Raw genomic sequence first — 21,787 nt, 5'->3', positions numbered from 1 at the left:
GGATCTCGGCGACCGGCGCGCAGGCGTCGGAGCACCACCGGGCGAGGCAGGGAGGCTTCGATGACGCAGACCCAACCGGCCGAGGAGCCTGGACGCCGCACCGGCGTCGTCGAGCGGCTGACCCAGATCCTCGACGTGTTCGCGGTCGGCCCCGATGCGATGACCCTGGAGGAGATCACCGCACTCGGCGGCCTGCCCCGATCCACCACGTTCCGGCTGTTGCGCCAACTGGTCGAGATGCGCTGGCTCGAGCACGACGAGCGGGGCTACCAGCTCGGGCAGCGGATCCGGCACCTCGGCCAGCGCGTCGAGTCGCATGCGCGGCTGCGGGCCGCTGCCGCAGCGACCATCGAGCAGTTGCAACGCGCCACCGCCGGCGTCGTCCACCTGGTGATCCTGGACGGCGACTCCATCGAGATGCTGGACAAGCTGGGCGGCACCACGGCGCCGACGATCCCGACCAATGTCGGCGTCCGGTTCCGCGCCGAGGACTCGGTCGCCGGGCGCGCGATGCTCTCCGCGCTGGCCCCGGAACGCGTGGACCGGCTGATCGAGAGCCGTGGCGCGGTCTCCGACACCAGCACCCTGCACCGGCGGCTCAGCACCATCCGGCACCGGCGCGGGCTCGCGGTCACCACCGACGACATGCCCTGGGACCTGCGCGGGATCGGCGCGCCGATCCTCGGCTCCAGCGGCCCGGTCGCCGCGATCTCGGTGGGCCTGCCCGGCCGCTCCGCGAACGTGGAGCGGTTCGCCCCGCTGATCACCCGCGCGGCGGCCAGCATCTCGCGGCAGTACAGCGCGGCGCACCGCGCCGCTGCACAGTGAGGAGCGAGCAGAATGCCCGGCTCGGAGCTCGACTGCGACGCTAGGCTGAGTGCGTGAGCGACGACTACCGTCCCGGGCCCCGCCGAATCGACCTTCAGCGGCGCTCGATCCTGGCCGGGGAGGCCGCTGCCGCCGAGGCCGAGGTGGAGGCCGCACTGGCCATCCCCCAGGACCCGAGCGCCGCCGCGTTCTTCGACGTCGACAACACGGTGATGCAGGGCGCCAGCATCTTCCACCTCGCTCGCGGGCTGCACCGCCGCAAGTTCTTCACCACCCGCGACATCCTCGGCGCGGCCTACAAGCAGGCCTATTTCCGCGTGGTCGGCGTGGAGGACCCGGAGCACATGGACGAGGCCCGCAACTCCGCGCTGAGCTTCATCGCCGGGCACACGGTGCGCGAGCTGGAGGAGCTCGGCGAGGAGATCTTCGAGGAGGCCATGGCGCACCGGATCTGGCCGGGCACCCGCGCTCTCGCCCAGATGCACCTCGATGCCGGCCAGCGCGTCTGGCTGGTCACCGCTGCCCCGATCGAGATCGCCGCGATCATCGCCCGCCGTCTCGGCCTGACCGGCGCGATGGGCACGGTCGCCGAGCACGTGGACGGCGTCTACACCGGCAAGCTCGTGGGCGAGATGCTGCACGGCCCGGCGAAGGCCGAGGCGATCAAGGCGCTGGCGTCTCGCGAGGGCCTCGACCTGGCGCGCTGCTCCGCCTACAGCGACTCCTCCAACGACCTGCCGATGCTCAGCCTGGTCGGCGACCCGGTGGCGATCAACCCCGACCCGCGACTGCGCGACCACGCGCGGGCCAACGGCTGGCGGATCCGCGACTACCGCACCGGCCGCAAGGCGGCCCGGGCCGGCCTGCTCGCGGGTGCCGCGGTCGGCGCGATCGCCGGCGCCCTGGCGGCGGCCGGAGCCGCCCGTCGTCGCTGACGCTCCCCCACGACGCAGAAGCGACGGATCAGGAGCAGAACCCCCGGCACAGAGCCGCCCATATGGTCCTTTCGGACCATTCCCCGCGTCCAGCCGAGCAGTCCTGCTCGGATTCCTTCCCCCGTTCTGTCCACCTGTCCTATGCTCGGCCAGAACCACGGGTGGGAACGCCGCCACTGGGAGGGGTAGGGGCAGTGAGGGAGCAGGGTCCGGTCGAGCGTGGCATTGCCGCGCTGCGTCGCGCCCTCGCCGAGGTCCTCGCCGGGCTCGACATCTCCGAGCCGCTGCTCGCCGAGGCCGCCGGTCCCGCCGGCCTGGCCCGGCCCGGGCTGCCGTTCCTCTTCTCCGAGGCCGCCTCCGAGGTGGCACCGGCCGGCGCCGAGGAGTTCGGCGACTCGGCCTTCGCCGCCTCCTCCGAGGAGTCCGAGGCGGACCGCGAGCGACTGATCGCCCTGGTCGAGCTCGCCCGCGGTGGCGACAAGGAGGCGTTCGGCCTCCTCTTCGACCACTACCACCCCTCGGTCTACCGGTTCCTCTACTACCGCACCCGCTCGCAGACCCTGGCCGAGGACCTCGCCTCGGAGACCTTCTTCCGGGCACTGCGCTCAATGAACAACTTCCGCTGGCAGGGCAAGGACTTCGGCGCCTGGCTGATGACCATCGCCCGCAACCTCACCACCGACCACTTCAAGGCCGGCCGGACCCGCCTCGAGCAGACCACCGACGACATGGGCGTGCACGACGACGCCACCGACGGTCCGGAGTCCGCAGTGCTGACCGCGCTCACCAACGAGGTCCTGCTCGACGCGCTCACCCAGCTGCCCAAGGAGCAGCAGGAGTGCCTGGTGATGCGCTTCCTGCAGGGCATGAGCATCGCCGAGACGGCGGCGGTCCTGCAGCGCTCCGACGGCGCGGTCAAGCAGCTGCAGCTGCGCGGCGTCCGCAACCTCGCCAAGCTGCTGCCGGAGGGGATCAAGGACCGATGATGCCCACCTCACACTCGCAGGCCGTAACCCCGCGCATCGACGCCTCGTTGAGCCGGTGTCATCGCCCCGCACACACCTTCAGGAACCCGTCATGATCTCCCTGACGCCGGCCGCACGCCGCGCTGAGGAATTCGCCGCCCAGCTCGAGGGCCGCTCCTCGCGCACTCCGGCGCGCGACGCTGACCTCCTGGAGCTGGTGGGCACCCTGCGCGCGATGCCGGCGCCCGCGCCGCGACCGGAGTTCGTCTCCGCGCTCCGCGCCGAGCTGATGGCCGAGGCCGAGGTCGCGCTGAGCGAGACGTCGCGCAAGCTCGCACTGCCCGCCTCGTCGTCCCCGCGCAAGCGGGACCGCAAGGTCGCGGTCGCGGCTGGCGCGATCGCGCTGATCGGCGTCACCTCGTCGATGGCGGTCGCCTCACAGAGCGCCCTGCCCGGCGATGCGCTCTACCCGATCAAGCGCGCCCTCGAGGGCGCGACGACGACGCTCCAGGTCAACGACGGCGCGAAGGCCGACCAGCTCCTCGACAACGCCAACTCCCGGTTGAGCGAGGTGAAGCGGCTCTCCGCCCGCTCCGACCGCTCGGCCCAGGTGCCGGCGACCCTGCGCGAGTTCAACGAGCAGAGCGACAGCGCCGCCGATCTCCTGATCGAGGAGTTCGAGAAGACAGGCGACAAGAAGAACGTCGAGAAGCTGCGCAACTTCGCCGCAGCCAGCATCGAGGAGCTCACCGAGCTCGGCCGCCGCCTGCCCGCGTCGGTCTCCGACTCGCTGACCGAGGCGGTCGGCAACCTGGTCCGGATCGACGACCTCGCCGCCCAGGTCTGCCCGGACTGCTCCGGCTCCCTGCCCGATCTGCCCGAGCCGGTCACCGATGGGTTCTCCGACGACATCGCCAAGCTGCTCGGCCGCCTCGGCGACCCCAGCAAGGTCTCGGTGGAGGATCCCCGCGAGGCTGCCGCTCCCGAGGGCTCGGAGGAGCCCACCGCGCCGACCACACAGGCGCCTCCGACCGAGCCGAGCACCACGCCCGGCACCGGCGAGGAGAAGCCGAAGAACGAGAAGCCCAAGGGCATCGGCGACGTACTGGTCGGCAACGAGGGCCTGCTCGGCCCGGAGGGCCCGATCATCGGCGGCGTCGTCGACCCGCTCCTGGGCGGTCTGCTCGGCGGCCTGCTCGGCGCACCCGACAAGGACGCCGACAAGTAACCGTTCGTTGGTGCAGCAGTGCGCCACTCGACGTCCGCTGGCGCCGCACTGCGCCGCTCGACGGTGCGCGACGACGGCTCAGCCGAAGACCGAGCCTCGGTCCATCAGCAGCTTGTAGAGCGACTGCTGGATCGTCTCGCGCACCTGGTCGGTGACGTCGAAGACCAGCATCGGGTCGTCGGCGGCCGATCCCTCGTAGGCGTCGGTGCGGATCGGCTCGCCGAACTCGAGGATCCACTTCGACGGCAGCGGGACCAGCCCGAGCGGGCCGAGCAGCGGGAAGAACGGCGTGATCGGGATGTACGGCAGGCCGAGAAGCCGCGCCAGTGACGGCACGTTGCCGACCAGCGGGTAGATCTCCTCGGCGCCGACCACCGAGAGCGGGATGATCGGGACGCCGGTGCGCAGCGCGGCGCTGACGAAGCCGCCGCGCCCGAAGCGCTGCAGCTTGTAGCGCTCGGAGTACGGCTTGCCGATGCCCTTGAAGCCCTCGGGCCAGACGCCGACCAGCTCACCCTTGCGGAGCATCCGCTCGGCGTCCTCGCTGCAGGCCAGCGTGGTGCCGGCCTTGCGGGCCAGCCCACCGACGATCGGCAGCTGGAAGACCAGGTCGGCACCGAGCGGGCGCAGCGCGCGCCCGGTGTGGTCGTGCAGGCTGACCATCGTCATCAGGCCGTCGACCGGGATCGTGCCGGAGTGGTTGGAGACGACGAGCGCGCCGCCGGTGGCGGGGATGTTCTCCAGGCCGCGGACCTCGATCCGGAACCACTTGTTCGCGATCGGACGCAGCAGCGCGAGGATGAACCGCTCGGTGACCTCGGCGTCGAAGCCGAACTCGTCGACCTCGTACTCGCCGTTGACCCGGCGGCGCAGGAAGGCCAGGAACTCGGCGAGCTTCGGCTCCCAGCTCTCTCCGAAGACCTCGCGCGCGGCGCTGACGCCGGCGTTGATCCAGTCGCTGATCGGGATGCCCTGCTCCGGGGTGCTCACACTGAGGCGCGGCTCGCTCGCGGACGGGTCGCCGGCGGCCGGCTCGCTGGGCTGGGCGCCGGAGTGCTCCTCGGCTGCCATGTCTGCGCCCTCGGACGCCTTTTCTGCGCCCTCGGCTGCCGTGTCTGCGCCCTCGGCGGGGAGCTCGGCGCCTTCGGCGGGCTCGTCCTCCTCCGACTTGCGGGGCTTGCCGACCAGATCGCGGGCGGCCGCGGAGGGACGCTGATTGCCCGAGCCACGGCCGGGACGGCCCCGGGTGCCGATCGGAATGATGTCAGCGTCACCCACGTGCGGCTCCTCGACTCAAGGCCTGCGAGACCCCCGCCAACATGGTGTCGGGCGAGGTGAGCCGGCCCGGCGAGTGCAGGCCGGGCGGAAGCGAGGCGGCGAAGTCGCCGACCACCTGAGCGGTGGTGAAGCTCGGCTCGAACCCGAGCTCGGTGCGCATCCGGGTGGTGTCGATGCCGCGACCGTAGGTGAGGAACGCCTGCTGCTCGGGGGAGAACTCCACTGTGTTGCCGCGCCGCATCGCGGCGCCGAGGCCGCCGAGTGCGAACGGCGGCAGCGGGACGGATGCCCGGCCAAGACGACGAATCGCCTGGGACAGCATGATGACGCCGTCCCCGGCGATGTTGAAGGTGCCTGCGATGTCCCGGTTCACGCAGTGTTGGAGCACGGCGATCAGGTCGTCGTGGTGCAGGAACTGCAAGCGCGGGTCGTAGCCGAACACCCGGGGTATCACCGGCATCCGGAAGTACTCGGCGATCGGGCTGTGCACCGAAGGGCCCAGCACGTTCGCCATCCGCAGCGTCGTCACCCGGACGTCGGGACGACGCCGGGAGAAGCCGCGCACGTAGCCCTCGATCTCGAAGGCGTCACGTGCGTAGCCCGACCGGGGCAGCCGTCGAGCCGACATCTCCTCGGTGAACATCGCAGGATCGCGACTGCTCGCTCCGTAGACCGTCGAGGTCGACTTGACCACCAGGTGCTGCACGCTCGGCGCGCGCTGGCAAGCCGCCAGCAGCTGCATGGTGCCGATGACGTTGAGCTCTTTCATCGTCGCCCGACCGCCAACGCCACCCGGGGTGGCGATGACGCTCATGTGGACGACGGTGTCGACATCCTCCTTGACGATGATCTTGGCGATCACCGGGTTGCGGATGTCGGCCCGCACGAACGAGACCTCGCCGATATCGCCGCGGGGCGGCACGATGTCGACGCCGATCACCCGATCGACGGCAGGGTCTTGCGCGATGGTCCGCGCGAACTGGCGACCGAGATCCCGTGAGACCCCGGTGACCAGCACGACCCTGCCCATGGGCGAGCAGGCCCTACTTGCCGAGCTTGCGGCGCTGCACCCGCGTCTTCTTCAGCAGCTTGCGGTGCTTCTTCTTCGCCATGCGCTTACGGCGCTTCTTGATGACAGAACCCACGGTTAACCTTTCCAATGCCTGTTGGTCGTCCCGAGACTGCACACGGGCGACCGGCACAGCCTATCCGGACATGGCCGCGTGGCCGAAACCACGGGTCTCTCGTCCAGAATCCGAAAGCCGGAGCCGGGGCTCACGCGAGCCGTTCGACGGCGCGCCGAGCGCCTCAGCCGGCGTCGTAGAAGCTGCGCTGCAGGTAGGCGTTGACGTCCCGCTCGGTGACGCGGAAGGACCGGCCGACCCGGACCGCGGGCAGGTCGCCGTTGTGCACCAGTCGGTACACGGTCATCTTCGAGACCCGCATCATCGATGCGACCTCGGCGATGGTGAGGAACTTCGCCTCAGAGATGTCGCCGGAATTGGCCATGGCACACCGCTTTCTCTCCGGATCGCCCACCAGCTTCCCCACTGGTGATCACGCGCCCCGTCGTTGCGAGCATAGGGGCTGATGTGACTCATGGGGAAGAGTGAAAGTGAAAAATGTCGGTTCATTCCGGCGTGTCGGTTTGCGTCACCCGGCGGATCTCTCCTCGAATCCCTCGCGCTCAAGGCCGTGCAGGCCGAAGGCGGCCGCCCGAGAGGCGGCGATCGCGGCGTCCAGCGGGGTCGCCAGGTTGACCCCCTCCGCCCACGGGCGCCAGGCCGGACGGCGGCCGTCGGTGAGCCGGAAGGGCGCCTGCTCGCCGGTCAGCTCCGTCACCTGCGCGCGCCAGCGCTCCGGCGTCGCCAGGTCCGGGGCGAGCGGACGCCCGGCGACCACCGCCAGCAGATGGGCCCACGCCCTCGGGACCACCGAGGTGAGCGCATATCCCCCGCCCCCGGTGGCCACCCAGCGACCGCCGGTGAGCTCGTGCGCGAGGTCGTGGATCGCGAGGTACGTGGCACGTTGGCCGTCCACGCTCAGCATCAGATGCGACAGCGGATCGTCCATGTGCCCGTCGCAGCCCTGCTGGGTCACCAGGATCTCCGGCTGCCAGGCCCGCAGCACCGGCACCGCCACCGCGTGGAAGGCACGCAGCCAGCCCGCGTCCGAGGTCCGGGCCGGGAGTGCGATGTTCAGCGCACTGCCGCGGGCGCCCGGCCCGCCGACGTCAGCCGCGAAGCCGGTGCCGGGGAAGAGCGTGGTCCCGCTCTCGTGCAGCGAGACGGTGAGCACCCGCGGGTCGTCGGCGAAGATCCGCTCCACGCCGTCCCCGTGGTGCACGTCGACGTCGAGATAGGCCACCCGCTGCGCGCCGTTGTCCAGCAGCCACTGGATGCCGACGGCGAGGTCGTTGTAGAGACAGAAGCCGCTGGCGCGCTCCGGCATCGCATGGTGCAGTCCCCCGGCGATGTTGATGCTGTGGGCGGACTCCCCCGTCCACACCTGACGGCACGCCTCCAGGGTCGCGCCGACCACCTGCGCCGCGGCGTCGTGCATCCCGGCGAAGAGCGGGTTGTCGGCGGTGCCCAGGCCGAAGGGCTGCAGCCGCTCCAGGTCAGCGTGGGCCGGATCGCGCACCGAGCCGATCGCCTCGATCAGCGCCGGATCGTGAACCGTGGCAAGCGATTCGAGGCTCGCCGGCTTCGCCGCGACCACCTCCAGTGCGCCGTCCGTGCCCTCGCCGAACACCCCGAGCGCCTCGGCGAGCCGCATGGTGAGGTCGACGCGGACCGGCGCCATCGGATGGTCGGGACCGAAGTCGTAGGTCAGCCAGCGCGGGTCGAAGACGGCGGTGGTCCGGCCACAGGAGGTCACGGCCGACGGAGAGGTCACGGCAGAACCCTCCCCGCCCCACCCGATCCACGCAAGGGGCGCCGTGGCAGCATGGAGGCATGACGTCGACCCGTAGCACGCAGTGGTGGCCCGCCTGATCCGGCGGACCACACCATCGACGACTTCATCGAAACCGGCCGCCCGAGGGGCGGCCGTCGTGCATCTCGGCCTCGACCAGCGCGTCCCCGGGCTCTTGAAGAGAGAGACCTGATGACCACCCTGTCGCTGCTCACCCCCACCGGCGAGCTCACCCTCGGCAATCACCTCGGCGCGCTGCGCCAGATGCGCACCACCCAGGAGACGGACACCTGCTACTACGGGGTCGCCGACCTGCACGCGCTCACCCTGCCGCGCGACCCAGCCACCCTGCGCACCACGATCCGGCGCACCCAGACCCTGCTGCTGGCCAGCGGCCTGGACGCGAGCACCCTGTTCCGGCAGAGCCGGGTGCCGACCCACTCCGAGCTGGCCTTCCTGCTGGAGTGCACCGTCTCCACCGGTGAGCTGAACCGGATGATCCAATTCAAGGAGAAGGGGCGCGGCAACGGCTCGACCCGCGCCTCCCTCTTCACCTACCCGGCCCTGATGGCCGCCGACATCCTGCTCTACCGCCCCGAACGCGTCCCGGTCGGGGCGGACCAGCGTCAGCACATCGAGCTGACCCGCGACCTCGCGCTCCGCTTCAATCACGAGTACGGGCAGGTCTTCACGGTCCCCGAGATCGTCCTGCCCGCGGCGGGCGCTCGCGTGATGGACCTCCAGGACCCGACCCGGAAGATGAGCAAGTCGGCGACCGAGCTGGCCGGGGTGATCCGACTGCTCGACTCCCCCGAGGTGATCCGGCGCAAGGTCTCCCGCGCGGTGACCGACTCCGAGGTCGGGCCCGACGCCGTCCGCACCGACCGGGAGCAGAAGCCCGGTGTCACCAACCTGCTGGAGATCCTCGCCGCGTGCGGCGGCTCAGCCGAGGGAATCACCGCCTACGGCGCACTCAAGCGCGCGGTCACCGATGCCGTCGTCGCCGAGCTGGAGCCGCTGCAACGACGCTATGCCGAGCTGGCGGCGAGCCCGGAGCACGTCGACGCCGTCTTCGAGGCGGGCGCAGCGACTTGCCGCGAGGTGACCGCTCCGCTGCTGGCCGCGGCTCGGGCCGCGATGGGCCTCTAACTCAATGTGACCTCAGCGCTCCGAAACTCGCCGACAGACGACGCTGAGGTCACATTGAGCGTGGGGTCTATTCCGAGCCCTCCTTCAGCAGGGCCAGGATCTCGTCTTCACGGAATCTGCGGTGACCACCGAGGGTCTTGATGGAATGTATCCGGCCTGCCTTGGCCCATCGGGTGACAGTCTTGGGATCCACCCGAAAGAGAGCTGCGACCTCGGCCGGTGTGAGCAACTTTTCTGCATCGCCGTCGCGGGTACTCATGGATCGACTTTCATCAGGGAATTGTCCGACTCGGTCGAGTCTTACACATTCTGCAAGCACCTCCTAGATGCCCCGTTCGCGCGTCGCCACGCGGGGGCCTAGGCTGGGGATGTGACCCGCACCACCCCGCGGGCACTCCTCTCCAGCGCCCCACCCACGGGCGCGAACCGCACCGAAAGGTCCACACATGACCGCATCGCACCCCGGCGACCCGTTCACCCATGAGCACGAACAGGTGGTCTTCTGCCACGACGAGGCCAGCGGCCTCCGCGCGATCATCGCCGTCCACTCCACCGCCCTCGGCCCGGCCCTCGGCGGCACTCGCTTCCACCGCTACCCCGACACCGCGGCGGCCCTCGCCGACGCGCTCGACCTGGCCCGCGGGATGACCTACAAGGCCGCCCTCGCCGGGCTGGACCTGGGCGGCGGCAAGGCGGTCATCCTGGGCGATCCGCACCAGCAGAAGTCGGAGCAGCTCTTCCGCGCCTACGGACGCTTCGTGGAGAGCATCGGCGGCCGCTACATCACCGCGTGCGACGTCGGCACGAACTCCCCCGACATGGACCTGATCGCCCGCGAGACCACCCACGTCACCGGTCGCACCCTGGCGCACGGCGGTGCCGGCGACTCGTCGGTGCTCACCGCCTACGGCGTCTTCCAGGGGATGCGGGCCAGCGCCGAGGCGGCCTGGGGCGACACCAGCCTGGCCGGACGCCGGGTCGGCGTGCTCGGCGTCGGCAAGGTCGGCCACCACCTGGTGCGCCACCTGGTCGACGACGGCGCCCAGGTCGTCGTCACCGACGTGTGGCAGCCGGCCATCGACCGGCTCCGCGACGAGCTCCCCGAGGTCGAGGTGGTCGCCGACGCGGCCGCGCTCCTGGCGCAACCGCTCGACGTCTACGCTCCCTGTGCGCTCGGCGGCGCACTCGACGACGACGTCGCCACGCATCTGCAGGCACGCATCGTGTGCGGAGCCGCCAACAACCAGCTCGCACACCCCGGCATCGAGAAGATCCTCGACGACCGCGGCGTCCTGTACGCGCCCGACTACTGCGTCAACGCCGGCGGCCTGATTCAGGTCGCCGACGAGCTCGAGGGCTTCTCCTTCGAGCGCGCGCAGCAGCGCGCCACGGGCATCTTCGACACCACCCGCCGGGTCTTCGAGACCGCAGCCTCCGACGGCGTACCGCCGGCTGTCGCGGCCGACCGGCTGGCAGCGCGCCGGATCAACGAGATCGGGCGTCTGCGCGGGGTCTGGCTGCCCGCTTGAGCATCACCAGAGCGCGGCGGCCGACCGCCGCGCTCTGGCGCTCACAGCGCGTGGTGCCCGGTCGATGCCGGATGCCACAGGGCGAAGTGTCGCGCCACTCGACGATCGAGATCGTCCAGCGGCGCGACGGCGCTCAATCGCGCGACGACTCCGAGTAGTCCGGGTAGTCGTCGCGCTCGTCATCCGAGGGCGTCGAGTCCGAGGACTTGTCGCTGGTGTGCAGTTCCTGGGCCAGGGCAGAGAAGTCCGTCTCGTGGGTACGGTACTTAAGCTCCCGGGCGACCTTCGTCTGCTTGGCCTTGGCTCGGCCGCGTCCCATAGGATCGACCCCTTCGCGCGCTCGGCCGGGTGACGTCGGCGTTAAGGCACCGCGTGGATCCCCGGCTCTTGGTCTGGTATCTCGTGGGGCCAACGCTACCTGAGCCGTGGCTGTTCCCGCGAACCCGGCCCACCTTTGCGAGACGCGTCCCGCTCAGCAGAGCCTCAGCAGAGCCGCTGTGGGCTCACCAACCCGGGTGCTGGCCCTCCAGGACCACCGAGCCGTCCCCGGCGCTCACAGCGCCTGCAACCCATGCCCTGATGCCGAATTCGGCCAGGGTCGCGATTGCCTTGTCGGCATCGGCGGCTGCGGTCAGCGAGACCATGCCGACACCGCAGTTGAGGGTCATCTCGAGGTCGGCCTGGGCGACCGAGCCCACCTGGCGGACCAGGTCGAAGATCGGCTGCGGGGTCCAGGTGCCGCGGTCGAGGGTCGCCGTCAGGTGCTGCGGCATGACCCGCTCCAGGTTGGCGGCCAGGCCGCCACCGGTGATGTGCGACATCGCGTGGGTCTCGGTCGCCTTGGCCAGCGCCAGGCACGCCTTGGCGTAGATCCGGGTCGGCTCGAGCAGCTCCTCGCCGAGGGTGCGGCCGAGCTCGGGGACGTCGCGGTCCAGCTTCCAACCGGCGGTGTTCAGCAGCACGTGGCGCACCAGCGAGTAGCCGTTGGAGTGCAGGCCGCTGGCCTCCATCGCGATCACCACGTCGCCGTCGGCGACCAGCTCGGCGCCGAGCAGGTCGGCGGCCTCGACGACACCGGTGGTCGAGCCCGCGACGTCGTACTCGTCGGGGCCCAGCAGGCCCGGGTGCTCGGCGGTCTCGCCGCCGACCAGCGCCGTGCCGGCGAGCACGCACGCCTCGGCGATGCCCTTGACGATCGCCGCGATCCGCTCGGGGTGCACCTTGCCGGTGGCGATGTAGTCGGTGAGGAACAGCGGCTCCGCGCCGCAGACGACCAGGTCGTCGACCAGCATGCCAACCAGGTCGTGACCGATCGTGTCGTGCTTGTCCATCGCCTGCGCGATGGCGACCTTGGTGCCGACGCCGTCGGCCGAGGAGGCCAGCAGCGGACGGTCGTAGCTCTTCAGTGCCGAGGCGTCGAAGAGGCCAGCGAAGCCACCGATGCCGCCGACCATCTCGGGGCGGCGCGCCTTCTCGATCCAGGTCTTCATGAGCTCGACGGCACGGTCACCCGCCTCGATCGAGACTCCAGCCTGGGCGTAGGCGTTCTGGTCGCTCATCTCTCTCCTCTGCGACAAAAGCTTGCGTTGGTGCGTTCAGGGGCGGTCGAGGGCGTCGGTCGCGCCCCCGCCGGCAAGGGAGGCGGCCAGGCCGTCGGCGTCGGTCCGCGCGGGCACGGCTGCCTCGAGCAGGTTCTTGCCGAGCAGCTCAGGCTCCGGGAGCGGCACCGGGTAGACGCCGTCGAAGCAGGCGCGGCAGAGGTCGTCCTTCGGCACCGAGGTGGCGTCGACCAGGTCCTCCAGCGAGATGTAGCCGAGCGAGTCGGCGTCGATCGAGCGGCAGATCTCGTCGTTGGTCAGGCCGTTGGCGATCAGCTCCGCGCGGGTGGCGAAGTCGATGCCGTAGAAGCACGGCCACTTCACCGGCGGGGAGGAGATCCGCACGTGCACCTCGCGGGCGCCGGCCTCGCGCAGCATCCGGATCAGCGCGCGCTGGGTGTTGCCGCGCACGATCGAGTCGTCGACGACGACCAGGCGCTTGCCCTCGATCACGTCGCGCAGCGGGTTCAGCTTGAGCCGGATGCCGAGCTGACGGATCGTCTGCGAGGGCTGGATGAAGGTCCGGCCCACGTAGGAGTTCTTGACCAGGCCCATGCCGTAGGGGATGCCGGAGGCCTCGGCGTAGCCGATCGCGGACGGCGTGCCGGACTCGGGCACCGGGATCACCAGGTCGGCGTCGGCCGGGAAGGCCTGCGCCAGCCGACGGCCGATCTCCACCCGCACGCTGTGCACGCGCTGGTCGCTGATCACGGTGTCCGGGCGGGCCAGGTAGACGAACTCGAAGAGGCAGCCCTTGGGCTCCGGCTTCGCGAAGTGGCGCGAGCGCATGCCGTCGGCGTCGACCACGATCATCTCGCCCGGCTCGACCTCGCGGATGTAGGAGGCGCCGACGATGTCGAGGGCGGCGGTCTCCGAGGCGACAACCCAGCCGCGCTCGAGGCGACCGATCACCAGCGGGCGGATGCCCTGGGGGTCGCGCGCCGCGTAGAGGGTGTTCTCGTCCATCCAGACGAAGGAGAACGCGCCCTTGACCAGCGGCAGCAGCTCCATCGCCTTCTCCTCGACGGTGCTGTCGGGGTGATGGGCGAGCAGGGCGGTGACCACGCTGGTGTCGTTGGTCGAGGCCTCCGGACGGCGCATCGCCAGGTCGAGCTCGCCGGTCAGGCTGGCAAGGTCCTCGACCATGGTCGAGAGCTCGGCGGTGTTGGTCAGGTTGCCGTTGTGCGCCAGCGCGATCGAGCCGTGCGGCGTCGGGTGGAACGTGGGCTGCGCGTTCTCCCAGGTGCTGGCACCGGTCGTCGAGTAGCGCGCGTGGCCGATCGCCAGGTGGCCCTTGAGCGCCTCGAGGGTCGACTCGTCGAACACCTGCGAGACCAGGCCCATGTCCTTGTAGACGAGGATCTGGCGTCCGTTGCTCACTGCGATGCCCGCGGACTCCTGGCCGCGGTGCTGCAGGGCGTAGATGCCGTAGTAGGTCAGCTTGGCGACGTCTTCCCCGGGAGCCCAGACCCCGAAGACGCCACAGGCGTCCTGCGGGCCAGAGTCCTGGGGGTCGAGGGCCGCCGTGAGACGGCCATCGCCGCCCTTGCGCATGTTGCTGGGCTGAGGCACGCCACAATCGTACGGGGCATCAGAGCCTGTCGCACATCGACGTCCGACCGGCGAATCCGGCCCCGGCCGGCCGACCCTTCCCGCGCACCCTTCCGGATAGTCCCTGACGTTTTCGTGGTTTCGGCGCGGAAAAACCACGAAAACGTCAGGGACTATCTCCAGATGCGACGTATCAGCGGTCGCCGAGGCCGCGCAGCAGGAGCGCTTCGGCGATGCAGACGCGCTCGAACTCGGCGAGGTGGAGGCCCTCGTTGGCGCCGTGGGCGCGGGTGTCCGGGTCCTCGACGCCGGTCACCAGCACGCTCGCCTCGGGGAAGGCGCCGAGGAACTCGGCGATGAACGGGATCGAGCCGCCGACGCCCATGTCGACCGGCTCGGTGCCGTCCCAGGCCTGGCGGAACGCCTCCCGGGCGACGTCGTAGGCGGGGCCGCTGGCCTCGATCTGGGTCGCCTCGCCGGCGTCCACCAGGGTCACCGTCAGCTCGGCGCCCCACGGCACGTGCTTCTCGAGGTGACGGGTCAGGCACTCCAGGGCGTTGGCGGTGGTGTCGCTCGGCGCGACCCGCAGCGAGAGCTTCGCCCGAGCCGCGGGCACCAGGGTGTTGCTGGCGCCGTCGACCTTGGGCGCGTCGAGGCCGGTCACCGAGAGCGCCGGCTTGGTCCACAGCCGCTCGACGGCGCTGCCGCTGCCGATCCACTGCAGCCCGGGGATGGCGCCCGACTCGGCACGCAGCCGCTCCTCGGGGTAGTCGACGTCGGCAGCGGGGCCGCCGACCAGGCCCTCGACGACCAGGTTGCCCGCGTCGTCGTGCAGCGAGGCGATCAGCCGGCTGATCGTCATCAGGGCGTCCGGCGCCAGGCCGCCCCACATCCCGGAGTGCACGGCGTGGGTCAGGGTGCGCACCTCCACGTCCACGCGGACCAGGCCACGCAGGCTGGTGGTCAGCGCGGGGACGCCGATGTCCCAGTTGCCGGAGTCGGCGATCACGATGACGTCGGCACGCAGGCGCGCGGCGTTCTGCTCCAGCAGCGCGGGCAGCGACTCCGACCCGGTCTCCTCCTCGCCCTCGATGAAGAGCGTGACGCCGACCGGCAGGTCGTCGCCGAGCAGGCGGATCGCGGCCAGGTGCGCGACGATGCCGGCCTTGTCGTCGGCCGAGCCACGCCCGTAGAGCCGGTCGCCGACCTCGGTCGGCTCGAACGGCGGGGTGTTCCACTCGGCGTGGTCGTTCTCCGGCTGCACGTCGTGGTGCGCGTAGAGGAGCACGGTCGGGGCACCGGCCGGACCGGCCTTGTGCGCGATCACCGCGGGGGCGCCGCCCTCGTAGGCGGTGACCACCTCGGCGTCGAAGCCCTCGGCGGCGAACAGCTCGCGGGTCTTCTCCGCACTGCGCCGGACCTCACCCGCGCGGGCGGGGTCGGCACTGACCGAGGGGATCCGGACGAGATCCTCCAGGTCGGCCCGCAGGGCGGGCATCAGGTCGTTCAGCTGGGCACGAAGGGCATCGATCGAGGTCACCCCTGCACCCTACGCCGCGGTAGCGCGGCGGCCGGTCCGGGCCGGACGGCGCCTGGCGGCATCCGCCCCACGCGCCGGCAGGCGTCAGTGACCGACGACCTGCTGGACGTCGAGGGCGGCGCCCAGCGCCGCAGCCAGGTCCAGGTGGGCGTCGGCGGCGATGCCGTCGATGCGCGCAGCCGCGATGTGCACCGTGGTGCGGCCGATGACCACGCTGGCACCGTCCGCGTCGAGCGGGGCGTCGAGGTCGAGGTCGCGGCGATCGGCGACGACGAAGCCACCGGCACGCTCCACCGTCGGCAGGTCGACGACGTGGCCCTGCACCTGGGTGCGGCGGACCTGACCGTCGGCGCGCTGGACGCTGACCACCAGGCCGTGATCGCCCTCGTCGGCCGGGCGCGAGCGCCACTCGCAGGAGCGCAGACCGGAGCCGGAGACCTTGGCCGCGGCCTGCCCTGCCTCGGCGGCCGCAGCGGAGTCCGGCTCGCCGTCCGGGCTCTCGCCACCAGCGGAGTCCTCGGTGTCGGCGTCAGCGAGGTCAGCCAGCGACTGGTGCTCGACCATCCGCCACCCGCTGACCCGCTCGCCCAGGGCCGCACCGATCTCGGCGCAGGTCGGCAGACCGCGCGACGCCACCGGCGACGGCGTCGCACTCAGCACCTCGGCGTCCTCGCTGATCATCTGCCGCTGGTCGAGCTGGGCCGTGCGGTCCTCGGCACGCGAGGTCGGCTCAGCGGCCTGCTGCTCTCCGCAGCCGACCACGAGCACACCCGTCAGCACGAGGCCACCAACGAGCCTGAGCATGCATCTTCTCCCTTGACCGCCAACTCAACGACTCCCCCGGGGCGGAAGAGTAGTCAAGAAGCGAACGAGATGCTTAGTCGGTGCCTACTTTGGTGCGGTACTCGGCGAGGAATTCGGCGATCCGGCCGATCGCCTCCTCGAGCATCGCGACGTCCGGCAGGCAGACCATCCGGAAGTGGTCCGGGTCCGGCCAGTTGAAGCCGGTGCCGTGGGTGACCAGCAGGTGCTTGGCCCGCAGCAGGTCGATCACGAACTGCTCGTCGTCCTTGATCGGATAGATCTCCGGGTCGAGCCGGGCGAAGAGGTAGAGCGCCCCGCGCGGCTTGACCGCGCTCACGCCGGGGATCTCGTTGAGCAGGCGGTAGGCGAGCATGCTCTGCTCGTAGAAGCGCCCGCCGGGCACGATCAGCTCCTGCACCGACTGGTAGCCGCCGAGGGCGGTCTGGATCGCGTGCTGGGCCGGGACGTTCGCGCACATCCGCATGTTGGAGACCAGGGTGAGGCCCTCCAGGAAGTCGCGGGCGAGGTGCTTCGGGCCGCTGACCAGCACCCAGCCGGAGCGGTAGCCGCAGACCCGGTAGGCCTTGGAGAGGCCGCTGAACGTGAGGCAGAGGACGTCGTCGCCGGCGTAGGTCGCGGTGTGGTGATGGACCGCGTCGTCGAACAGGATCTTCTCGTAGATCTCGTCGCTGAAGATCACCAGCTCGTGGCGCCGGGCGATGTCCACGAGGCCCTTGACGATCTCCTCGCTGTAGACCGCGCCGGTCGGGTTGTTCGGGTTGATGATCACGATCGCGTGCGTGTTCTCGGTGATCTTCGACTCGATGTCGGCGAGGTCCGGTGCCCAGTCGTTGGCCTCGTCGCAGAGGTAGTGCACGGGGGTGCCACCCGAGAGGGTGACCGCGCCGGTCCACAGCGGGTAGTCCGGCGCGGGCACCAGGATCTCGTTGCCGTCGTCGATGAAGGTCTGCAGCACCATGGTGATCAGCTCGGAGACGCCGTTGCCGATGAAGACGTCGTCCACGTGGGCCTCGGTCAGGCCGCGGCTCTGGTAGTACTGCGCGACCGCGGTGCGTGCGGAGAAGATGCCGCGCGAGTCGCTGTAGCCCTGCGCCTCGGGGAGGTGGTGGATCATGTCGGCGACGATCGCCTGCGGCGCCTCGAACCCGAAGGGCGCCGGGTTGCCGATGTTGAGCTTGAGGATCTTGTGGCCCTGCGCCTCGAGGCGCTGTGCCTCCTCCAGGATCGGTCCGCGCACGTCGTAGCGGACGTTCTTCAGCTTCTGGCTCTGCTTGATCTCGCGCACTCCCCCATAGTCTCAGGCGGGACGCCGACTCCGCATCCGGGTTATCGGGACACCAGGTTGCGCGGTTGCTCGCCGGCCACCAGCGCCGTCAGCTGCTCGCGCACCAGGGCCGCGACCCGCGGCAGCATCGCGGTGGTGCCGCCGGCCACGTGCGGGGTGATCAGCACGTCGCGGGCGCTCCACAGCGGGTGCCCGTCGGGCAGCGGCTCGGGATCGGTGACGTCGAGCGCGAACCGGAGTCGTCCGGCTTCGGCGATCACGGCGTCGGTGTCGAGCAACGGGCCGCGTCCGACGTTGACCACCAGGGTGTGGTCGCTCAGCTGGGCCAGGAACGCGGCGTCGACGGCGTGGTGGGTGGCCTCGGTGAGCGGGAGCACCACCACGACCACGTGCTGCTCGGGCAGCAGCGAGGCGAGCCGGTCGGGGCCGTGCACGGTGCCGACCAGGTCGTCGGCGCGCGGCCGGCTGGCAACCGCGCTCACCTGCGCCCTGCAGGCTCCGAAGCGCTCGGCGATGGCCCGGCCGATCGAGCCGTAGCCGTAGATCAGCACCCGGCTGTCGGCGAGCGAGCGGCGGCCAGGCATCCGGCGCCAGGTGCCGTGCTGGCGCACCGACTCACCGATGCCGCGGAGTGCGGCCAGGGTGAGGCCGAGAGCGTGCTCGGCGGTGGCGTCGTCGTGGACGCCGGCCGCGTTGGCCAGGGCGACGCCGTCCGGCAGGCGCTCGAGGAAGCCGTCGTAGCCGGCCGACTGGAGCTGGACCAGCCGCAGCCGCGGGAACTCATCGATCTCGGCCAGCGCCTCCACGCCCGTGGCGTAGTCGGCGACGTAGACATCGACCTCTGCGGCCCGGCTGCGGGCGGCTGCGCCGATCACCAGCTCGACGCCGTCGACCGGCCCGATCGCGTGCGCCAGCTCGGCGTCCGGGAGGCGCACCAGGATGCTCATCGGCCCACCAACGGCAGCCAGTTGCCGAGGTCGGAGCGCTCGCCGCTGGCGTGCACCCGGCCGGCGGCCGACTCATCGTCCCAGGTGGACTCGCCGGTGGCCAGGGCCAGCCAGACCTCGGGGGTGATCTCGACGACGGCGGGCGGCGTGCCGCGGGTGTGGCGGACCCCCTCGACCACCTGCACCGCGGCGTAGGGCGGCACCCGGACCTCGACCGAGTTGCCGGGCGCGGCGTCCTGGAGCAGGGCGAGGAAGTGCTTGGTCAGCAGCTTGAGGTCGGCCTTCGCAGCCGTGCCCGCAGCCCGCGCCGCCAGCGCAGCGCGGACGTCGTCGGCCGCAGCCGGCATCAGTCTCCTCGGCATGACCCTCCTCCATGTGACCTGACAGCGCACTTTCGACCATTTTCTCAGCCCGCAGGTCACATTGAGCGGGGGGCCGGACACGACGACGCCCAGGACGTGGTCTCCGAGACCTTCCTGCACGCCTGGCGCCGCTGGAACGAGCTGCCCGATCCGCCGATCGGCTGGCTGCTCGGCACCGCCCGCAAGGTGATCGCCAACCGGGTCCGGGGCGCTGTGCGCAACCGTGCCCTGGTGGATCGGGTGGCGCTGCTCGACGCCGTCGCCGCTGACGTCGCCGACCATCGGGGCCTTGCCGGTCCGGACGCCGCACTGGCGCGGCGCGAGGCGCTGGAGCGACTGGCCGCGCTGCCTGGCGACCAGCGCGAGGCCCTGCTGCTGGTGGCGTGGGACGGGCTGACCACGGAGCAGGCCGCGGCCGCTCTCGGCGTCCGCTCCGCCACCTTCCGCAAACGACTCAGCCGAGCCCGCGCCGCGCTGAGCTCGGTCGAGGACCCGCCTCCGGAGCCCGGCCTTCCCCCACTCGCTGCCCGACACCCCATCAAGGAGACCTCATGAAGCCCGAGTCGATCGTCGAGTCGCTGCGCCCGGAGCCCGCGCCGTTGGATCCGGCCTGGTCGGTGGAGACCCTGGAGGCGATCCTCGCCGCGCCTGATCCGACGCCACCACGACGTGGGCGCGCACGGGTGCTCGCCGGGCTGGCCGGCGTCACGGTGCTCGGGTTGGGTGGCGCCGCCTGGGCTGCCGGGTTGCTGCCCGGAGGCAACGAGGCTCCGGAGTCGGTGCGCGAGCAGGTCAGCAGATGGGGCGGCGACGCCGACGACCTGGAGACCGTCGTCGACGTGACCCTGCCTGACGGAACCGGCTTCGTGGTCTGGCAGGCCGAGGGCGACAGGTCTTGCACGGCGGTCTCGCACACCCGACCGGGCACCCCGCGCAGTCAGATGTGGAACGGCAGCACCGGCTGCGGGACCGGCGGCCTGGCCGCCGACTCCTCGGGCCGGGTGGTGGTGCTGAGCGAAGGCGCGGCGGCGCCGGGCGAGCCCGACTGGAGGACCGCGCCCTGGTACCCGGTGGCCTACGGCGTCACCGAGACCGGCGCCACCCAGGTGCGGATGCACGGCAGACTCACCTGGACCGGGGATCGGATCGAGACGACGATCCCCGTCGACCCGGAGACCGGGGGGTTCGCTGCGACGCTGGACGGCGTCAGCTGGCCGGCCGGCAACTACCCCGATGCGCCGGCGACGGCGCTGAGCGGCCTGACCTTCGACTACCTCGACGCCGACGGAGACATCCTGGCCACCGCCTGCGATTGCTAGCCACTCAATGTGACCTCACCGCGCACTTCGGACCGAATTCCCGACGCTGAGGTCACATTGAGCTACTCGACACCCAGTTGGCCGCTGAGCCGCTCGTGCATCCGGGCGCTGGCGTGGTCCAGGCCCCGGATCTCGACCTGCTTGCCGAGCCGGTGGTACTTCGCCTCGACGGAGTCGAGCACCGCCACCGTGGAGGCGTCCCAGACGTGGGCGTCGCTGAGGTCGATCACCACCAGCTCCGGGTCGGCGGCATAGGAGAACTGGCTGTAGAGGTCGTTGCTGGAGGCGAAGAAGAGCTCGCCGGTGATCCGGTACGTCACCTGCGCGGCGCCGTCGACCTCGGCCACCTGACGGCGCACGCCGGCCAGGTGCGCGACCCGGCGGGCGAAGAGCATCAGCGCCACGATCACGCCGGCGATCACACCGATCGCCAGGTTCTCGGTGGCCACCACCACGGCCACCGTCACCACCATCACGGCGGTCTCCGAGCGCGGCATCCGGCGCAGCGTCGAGGGCGCGATGCTGTGCCAGTCGAAGGTGGTCACCGCGACCACCACCATCACCGCTGCCAGTGCGGCCATCGGGATCCGGCCGACGGTGTCGCCCAGGCCGACCACCAACAACAGCAGCCAGACACCGGCCATCGCCGCGGAGAGCCGGGTCCGAGCGCCGGCCTCCTTCACGTTCACCATCGTCTGGCCGATCATCGCGCAGCCACCCATGCCGCCGAAGAGGCCGGTGATCAGGTTCGCGCCGCCCTGGCCGAGCGCCTCGCGGGTCTTGTTGGACGGCGTGTCGGTGATGTCGTCGACCAGCTTGGCGGTCAGCAGCGACTCCATCAGCCCGACCAAGGCCACGGCGAGTGCGTAGGGCGCGATGATCCGCAGGGTCTCCAGCGTCATCGGCACATCGGGCAGCACCAGCCCCGGCAGGCTGTCGGGCAGCTCGCCCTCCCCGGACAGCTGCGGGACCGGGGCCCCGCTCACCCAGACCACCGCGGCCAGGCCGACCACGGTCACCAGCGGAGCCGGCACCACCCGGGTGATCCGCGGCACCGCGACCATCAGCGCGATGCCGAGCGCGGCGACGGCGGCCGTCGTCCAGCCGTGGCCGATCAGGTGCGGCACCTGCGCGGCGAAGATCAGGATGCAGAGCGAGTTGACGAAGCCGACCATCACCGAGCGCGGGATGAAGCGCATCAACCGGGCCAGCCCGGCCAGCCCCAGCAGGATCTGGAACAGACCCGCCAGCAGCACCGTCGCGATCAGGTACTCCATCCCGTGCGCGGCGACCAGCGGGGCGATCACCAGCGCGGTGGCACCTGCGGCACCCGACACCATGCCCGGACGCCCGCCGAGGATCGCCGCGCTCACCGCCATCGTGAAGCTGGTGAAGAGGCCCACCCGCGGGTCGACTCCGGCCAGCACCGCGAACGAGAGCGCCTCCGGGATCAGCGCCAGCGCCACCACCAGCCCGGCGATCACCTCGGTCCGGACCAAGCGAAGCTTCTGCACCGACCGATGCTAAGCCGT

23 protein-coding genes are annotated in these 21,787 nt (G+C 71.1%); 8 read left to right on the top strand and 15 right to left on the bottom strand.

Going from position 1 to position 21,787, the window contains the following annotated elements; translation table 11 throughout:
- Positions 1–60 precede the first annotated feature (60 nt).
- From ABD151_RS17955 to ABD151_RS17940, 4 genes are all read left to right on the top strand, one after another.
- Entirely contained in the window at positions 61–828 is a 768-nt protein-coding gene (locus ABD151_RS17955) for an IclR family transcriptional regulator (protein WP_343996186.1), read from the top strand.
- A 53-nt stretch (positions 829–881) separates the two neighbouring features.
- Positions 882–1,763: an HAD family hydrolase gene (locus ABD151_RS17950; RefSeq protein ID WP_343996184.1), complete on the top strand. Its 882-nt coding sequence runs from the start codon at positions 882–884 to the stop codon at positions 1,761–1,763.
- Between the two features lie 194 nt (positions 1,764–1,957).
- A complete protein-coding gene (locus tag ABD151_RS17945; protein ID WP_343996182.1) occupies positions 1,958–2,749 on the top strand; it encodes a sigma-70 family RNA polymerase sigma factor in 792 nt (263 codons plus the stop codon).
- 91 nt (positions 2,750–2,840) lie between these two features.
- Entirely contained in the window at positions 2,841–3,956 is a 1,116-nt protein-coding gene (locus tag ABD151_RS17940) for a DUF5667 domain-containing protein (protein ID WP_343996181.1), read from the top strand.
- A gap of 78 nt (positions 3,957–4,034) precedes the next feature.
- Here the strand turns inward: ABD151_RS17940 and ABD151_RS17935 are convergent, their stop codons facing one another.
- The 5 genes from ABD151_RS17935 to ABD151_RS17915 form a co-directional block, all read right to left on the bottom strand.
- On the bottom strand, positions 4,035–5,234 hold the full coding sequence (locus tag ABD151_RS17935) for a lysophospholipid acyltransferase family protein (RefSeq protein ID WP_343996180.1): 1,200 nt from the start codon (positions 5,232–5,234) through the stop codon (positions 4,035–4,037).
- Positions 5,227–6,264 carry an NAD-dependent epimerase/dehydratase family protein gene (locus ABD151_RS17930; protein ID WP_343996179.1) on the bottom strand — a complete coding sequence of 346 codons (1,038 nt, stop codon included), beginning with the start codon at positions 6,262–6,264 and terminating at the stop codon, positions 5,227–5,229. Before ABD151_RS17930 ends, ABD151_RS17935 begins: the two co-directional genes overlap by 8 nt.
- A 13-nt stretch (positions 6,265–6,277) precedes the next feature.
- Positions 6,278–6,379 carry a 30S ribosomal protein bS22 gene (locus tag ABD151_RS17925; protein WP_008356322.1) on the bottom strand — a complete coding sequence of 34 codons (102 nt, stop codon included), beginning with the start codon at positions 6,377–6,379 and terminating at the stop codon, positions 6,278–6,280.
- 163 nt (positions 6,380–6,542) lie between these two features.
- Complete coding sequence (locus ABD151_RS17920; protein WP_343996178.1) at positions 6,543–6,743, bottom strand: helix-turn-helix domain-containing protein; 201 nt, start codon at positions 6,741–6,743, stop codon at positions 6,543–6,545.
- A 144-nt stretch (positions 6,744–6,887) separates the two neighbouring features.
- Positions 6,888–8,132 (bottom strand): acetoin utilization protein AcuC, encoded by a 1,245-nt coding sequence (locus tag ABD151_RS17915; protein WP_343996177.1) that lies wholly within the window; start codon positions 8,130–8,132, stop codon positions 6,888–6,890.
- 210 nt (positions 8,133–8,342) lie between these two features.
- Here ABD151_RS17915 and trpS point away from each other — a divergent pair, with 210 nt between their 5' ends.
- On the top strand, positions 8,343–9,299 hold the full coding sequence (gene trpS / locus ABD151_RS17910) for a tryptophan--tRNA ligase (protein WP_343996175.1): 957 nt from the start codon (positions 8,343–8,345) through the stop codon (positions 9,297–9,299).
- A gap of 67 nt (positions 9,300–9,366) precedes the next feature.
- Here trpS and ABD151_RS17905 read toward each other — a convergent pair whose 3' ends face one another.
- Positions 9,367–9,558 (bottom strand): BldC family transcriptional regulator, encoded by a 192-nt coding sequence (locus ABD151_RS17905; RefSeq protein WP_343996174.1) that lies wholly within the window; start codon positions 9,556–9,558, stop codon positions 9,367–9,369.
- A 187-nt stretch (positions 9,559–9,745) separates the two neighbouring features.
- Here ABD151_RS17905 and ABD151_RS17900 point away from each other — a divergent pair, with 187 nt between their 5' ends.
- Complete coding sequence (locus tag ABD151_RS17900; protein WP_343996173.1) at positions 9,746–10,828, top strand: Glu/Leu/Phe/Val dehydrogenase dimerization domain-containing protein; 1,083 nt, start codon at positions 9,746–9,748, stop codon at positions 10,826–10,828.
- A 133-nt stretch (positions 10,829–10,961) separates the two neighbouring features.
- Here the strand turns inward: ABD151_RS17900 and ABD151_RS17895 are convergent, their stop codons facing one another.
- The 8 genes from ABD151_RS17895 to ABD151_RS17860 all read right to left on the bottom strand — a co-directional run bounded on the left by ABD151_RS17895 (position 10,962) and on the right by ABD151_RS17860 (position 18,936).
- A complete protein-coding gene (locus ABD151_RS17895; RefSeq protein ID WP_343996171.1) occupies positions 10,962–11,147 on the bottom strand; it encodes a DUF3073 domain-containing protein in 186 nt (61 codons plus the stop codon).
- A gap of 184 nt (positions 11,148–11,331) precedes the next feature.
- Positions 11,332–12,387 carry a phosphoribosylformylglycinamidine cyclo-ligase gene (purM, locus tag ABD151_RS17890; protein WP_343996170.1) on the bottom strand — a complete coding sequence of 352 codons (1,056 nt, stop codon included), beginning with the start codon at positions 12,385–12,387 and terminating at the stop codon, positions 11,332–11,334.
- Positions 12,388–12,423: 36 nt separating this feature from the next.
- Entirely contained in the window at positions 12,424–13,980 is a 1,557-nt protein-coding gene (gene purF, locus ABD151_RS17885) for an amidophosphoribosyltransferase (protein ID WP_343996438.1), read from the bottom strand.
- A 190-nt stretch (positions 13,981–14,170) separates the two neighbouring features.
- Positions 14,171–15,508, bottom strand: a complete 1,338-nt coding sequence (locus ABD151_RS17880) for a dipeptidase (RefSeq protein ID WP_343996437.1) — start codon at positions 15,506–15,508, stop codon at positions 14,171–14,173.
- A 93-nt stretch (positions 15,509–15,601) separates the two neighbouring features.
- Entirely contained in the window at positions 15,602–16,321 is a 720-nt protein-coding gene (locus ABD151_RS17875) for a hypothetical protein (protein WP_343996169.1), read from the bottom strand.
- Positions 16,322–16,394: 73 nt separating this feature from the next.
- Complete coding sequence (locus ABD151_RS17870; protein ID WP_343996168.1) at positions 16,395–17,627, bottom strand: pyridoxal phosphate-dependent aminotransferase; 1,233 nt, start codon at positions 17,625–17,627, stop codon at positions 16,395–16,397.
- 41 nt (positions 17,628–17,668) lie between these two features.
- Positions 17,669–18,574 (bottom strand): 2-hydroxyacid dehydrogenase, encoded by a 906-nt coding sequence (locus ABD151_RS17865; RefSeq protein ID WP_343996167.1) that lies wholly within the window; start codon positions 18,572–18,574, stop codon positions 17,669–17,671.
- On the bottom strand, positions 18,571–18,936 hold the full coding sequence (locus tag ABD151_RS17860) for a sterol carrier family protein (RefSeq protein ID WP_343996166.1): 366 nt from the start codon (positions 18,934–18,936) through the stop codon (positions 18,571–18,573). The genes ABD151_RS17865 and ABD151_RS17860 overlap by 4 nt, the downstream gene beginning before the upstream one ends.
- On the opposite strand from ABD151_RS17860, the gene ABD151_RS17855 reads away from it, so the two are divergent.
- Positions 18,829–19,491 (top strand): RNA polymerase sigma factor, encoded by a 663-nt coding sequence (locus tag ABD151_RS17855; RefSeq protein ID WP_343996165.1) that lies wholly within the window; start codon positions 18,829–18,831, stop codon positions 19,489–19,491. The two genes, ABD151_RS17860 and ABD151_RS17855, sit on opposite strands and share 108 nt — an antisense overlap.
- Positions 19,488–20,255, top strand: coding sequence for a hypothetical protein (locus tag ABD151_RS17850; protein WP_343996164.1), 768 nt, complete (start codon positions 19,488–19,490; stop codon positions 20,253–20,255). Before ABD151_RS17855 ends, ABD151_RS17850 begins: the two co-directional genes overlap by 4 nt.
- A 62-nt stretch (positions 20,256–20,317) precedes the next feature.
- On the opposite strand, the gene ABD151_RS17845 is transcribed toward ABD151_RS17850, so the two are convergent.
- The gene (locus ABD151_RS17845) at positions 20,318–21,769 is read right to left on the bottom strand and encodes a SulP family inorganic anion transporter (RefSeq protein ID WP_343996163.1); all 1,452 of its coding nucleotides are present in this window, start codon (positions 21,767–21,769) and stop codon (positions 20,318–20,320) included.
- Between the last annotated feature and the right edge of the window lie 18 nt (positions 21,770–21,787).

This window comes from Nocardioides dubius, assembly GCF_039528155.1.
GTDB classification, from domain to species: domain Bacteria; phylum Actinomycetota; class Actinomycetes; order Propionibacteriales; family Nocardioidaceae; genus Nocardioides; species Nocardioides dubius.
The sequence above is the reverse complement of the archived record's forward strand: the minus strand, read 5'-3'. Positions and strand labels throughout refer to the sequence as shown.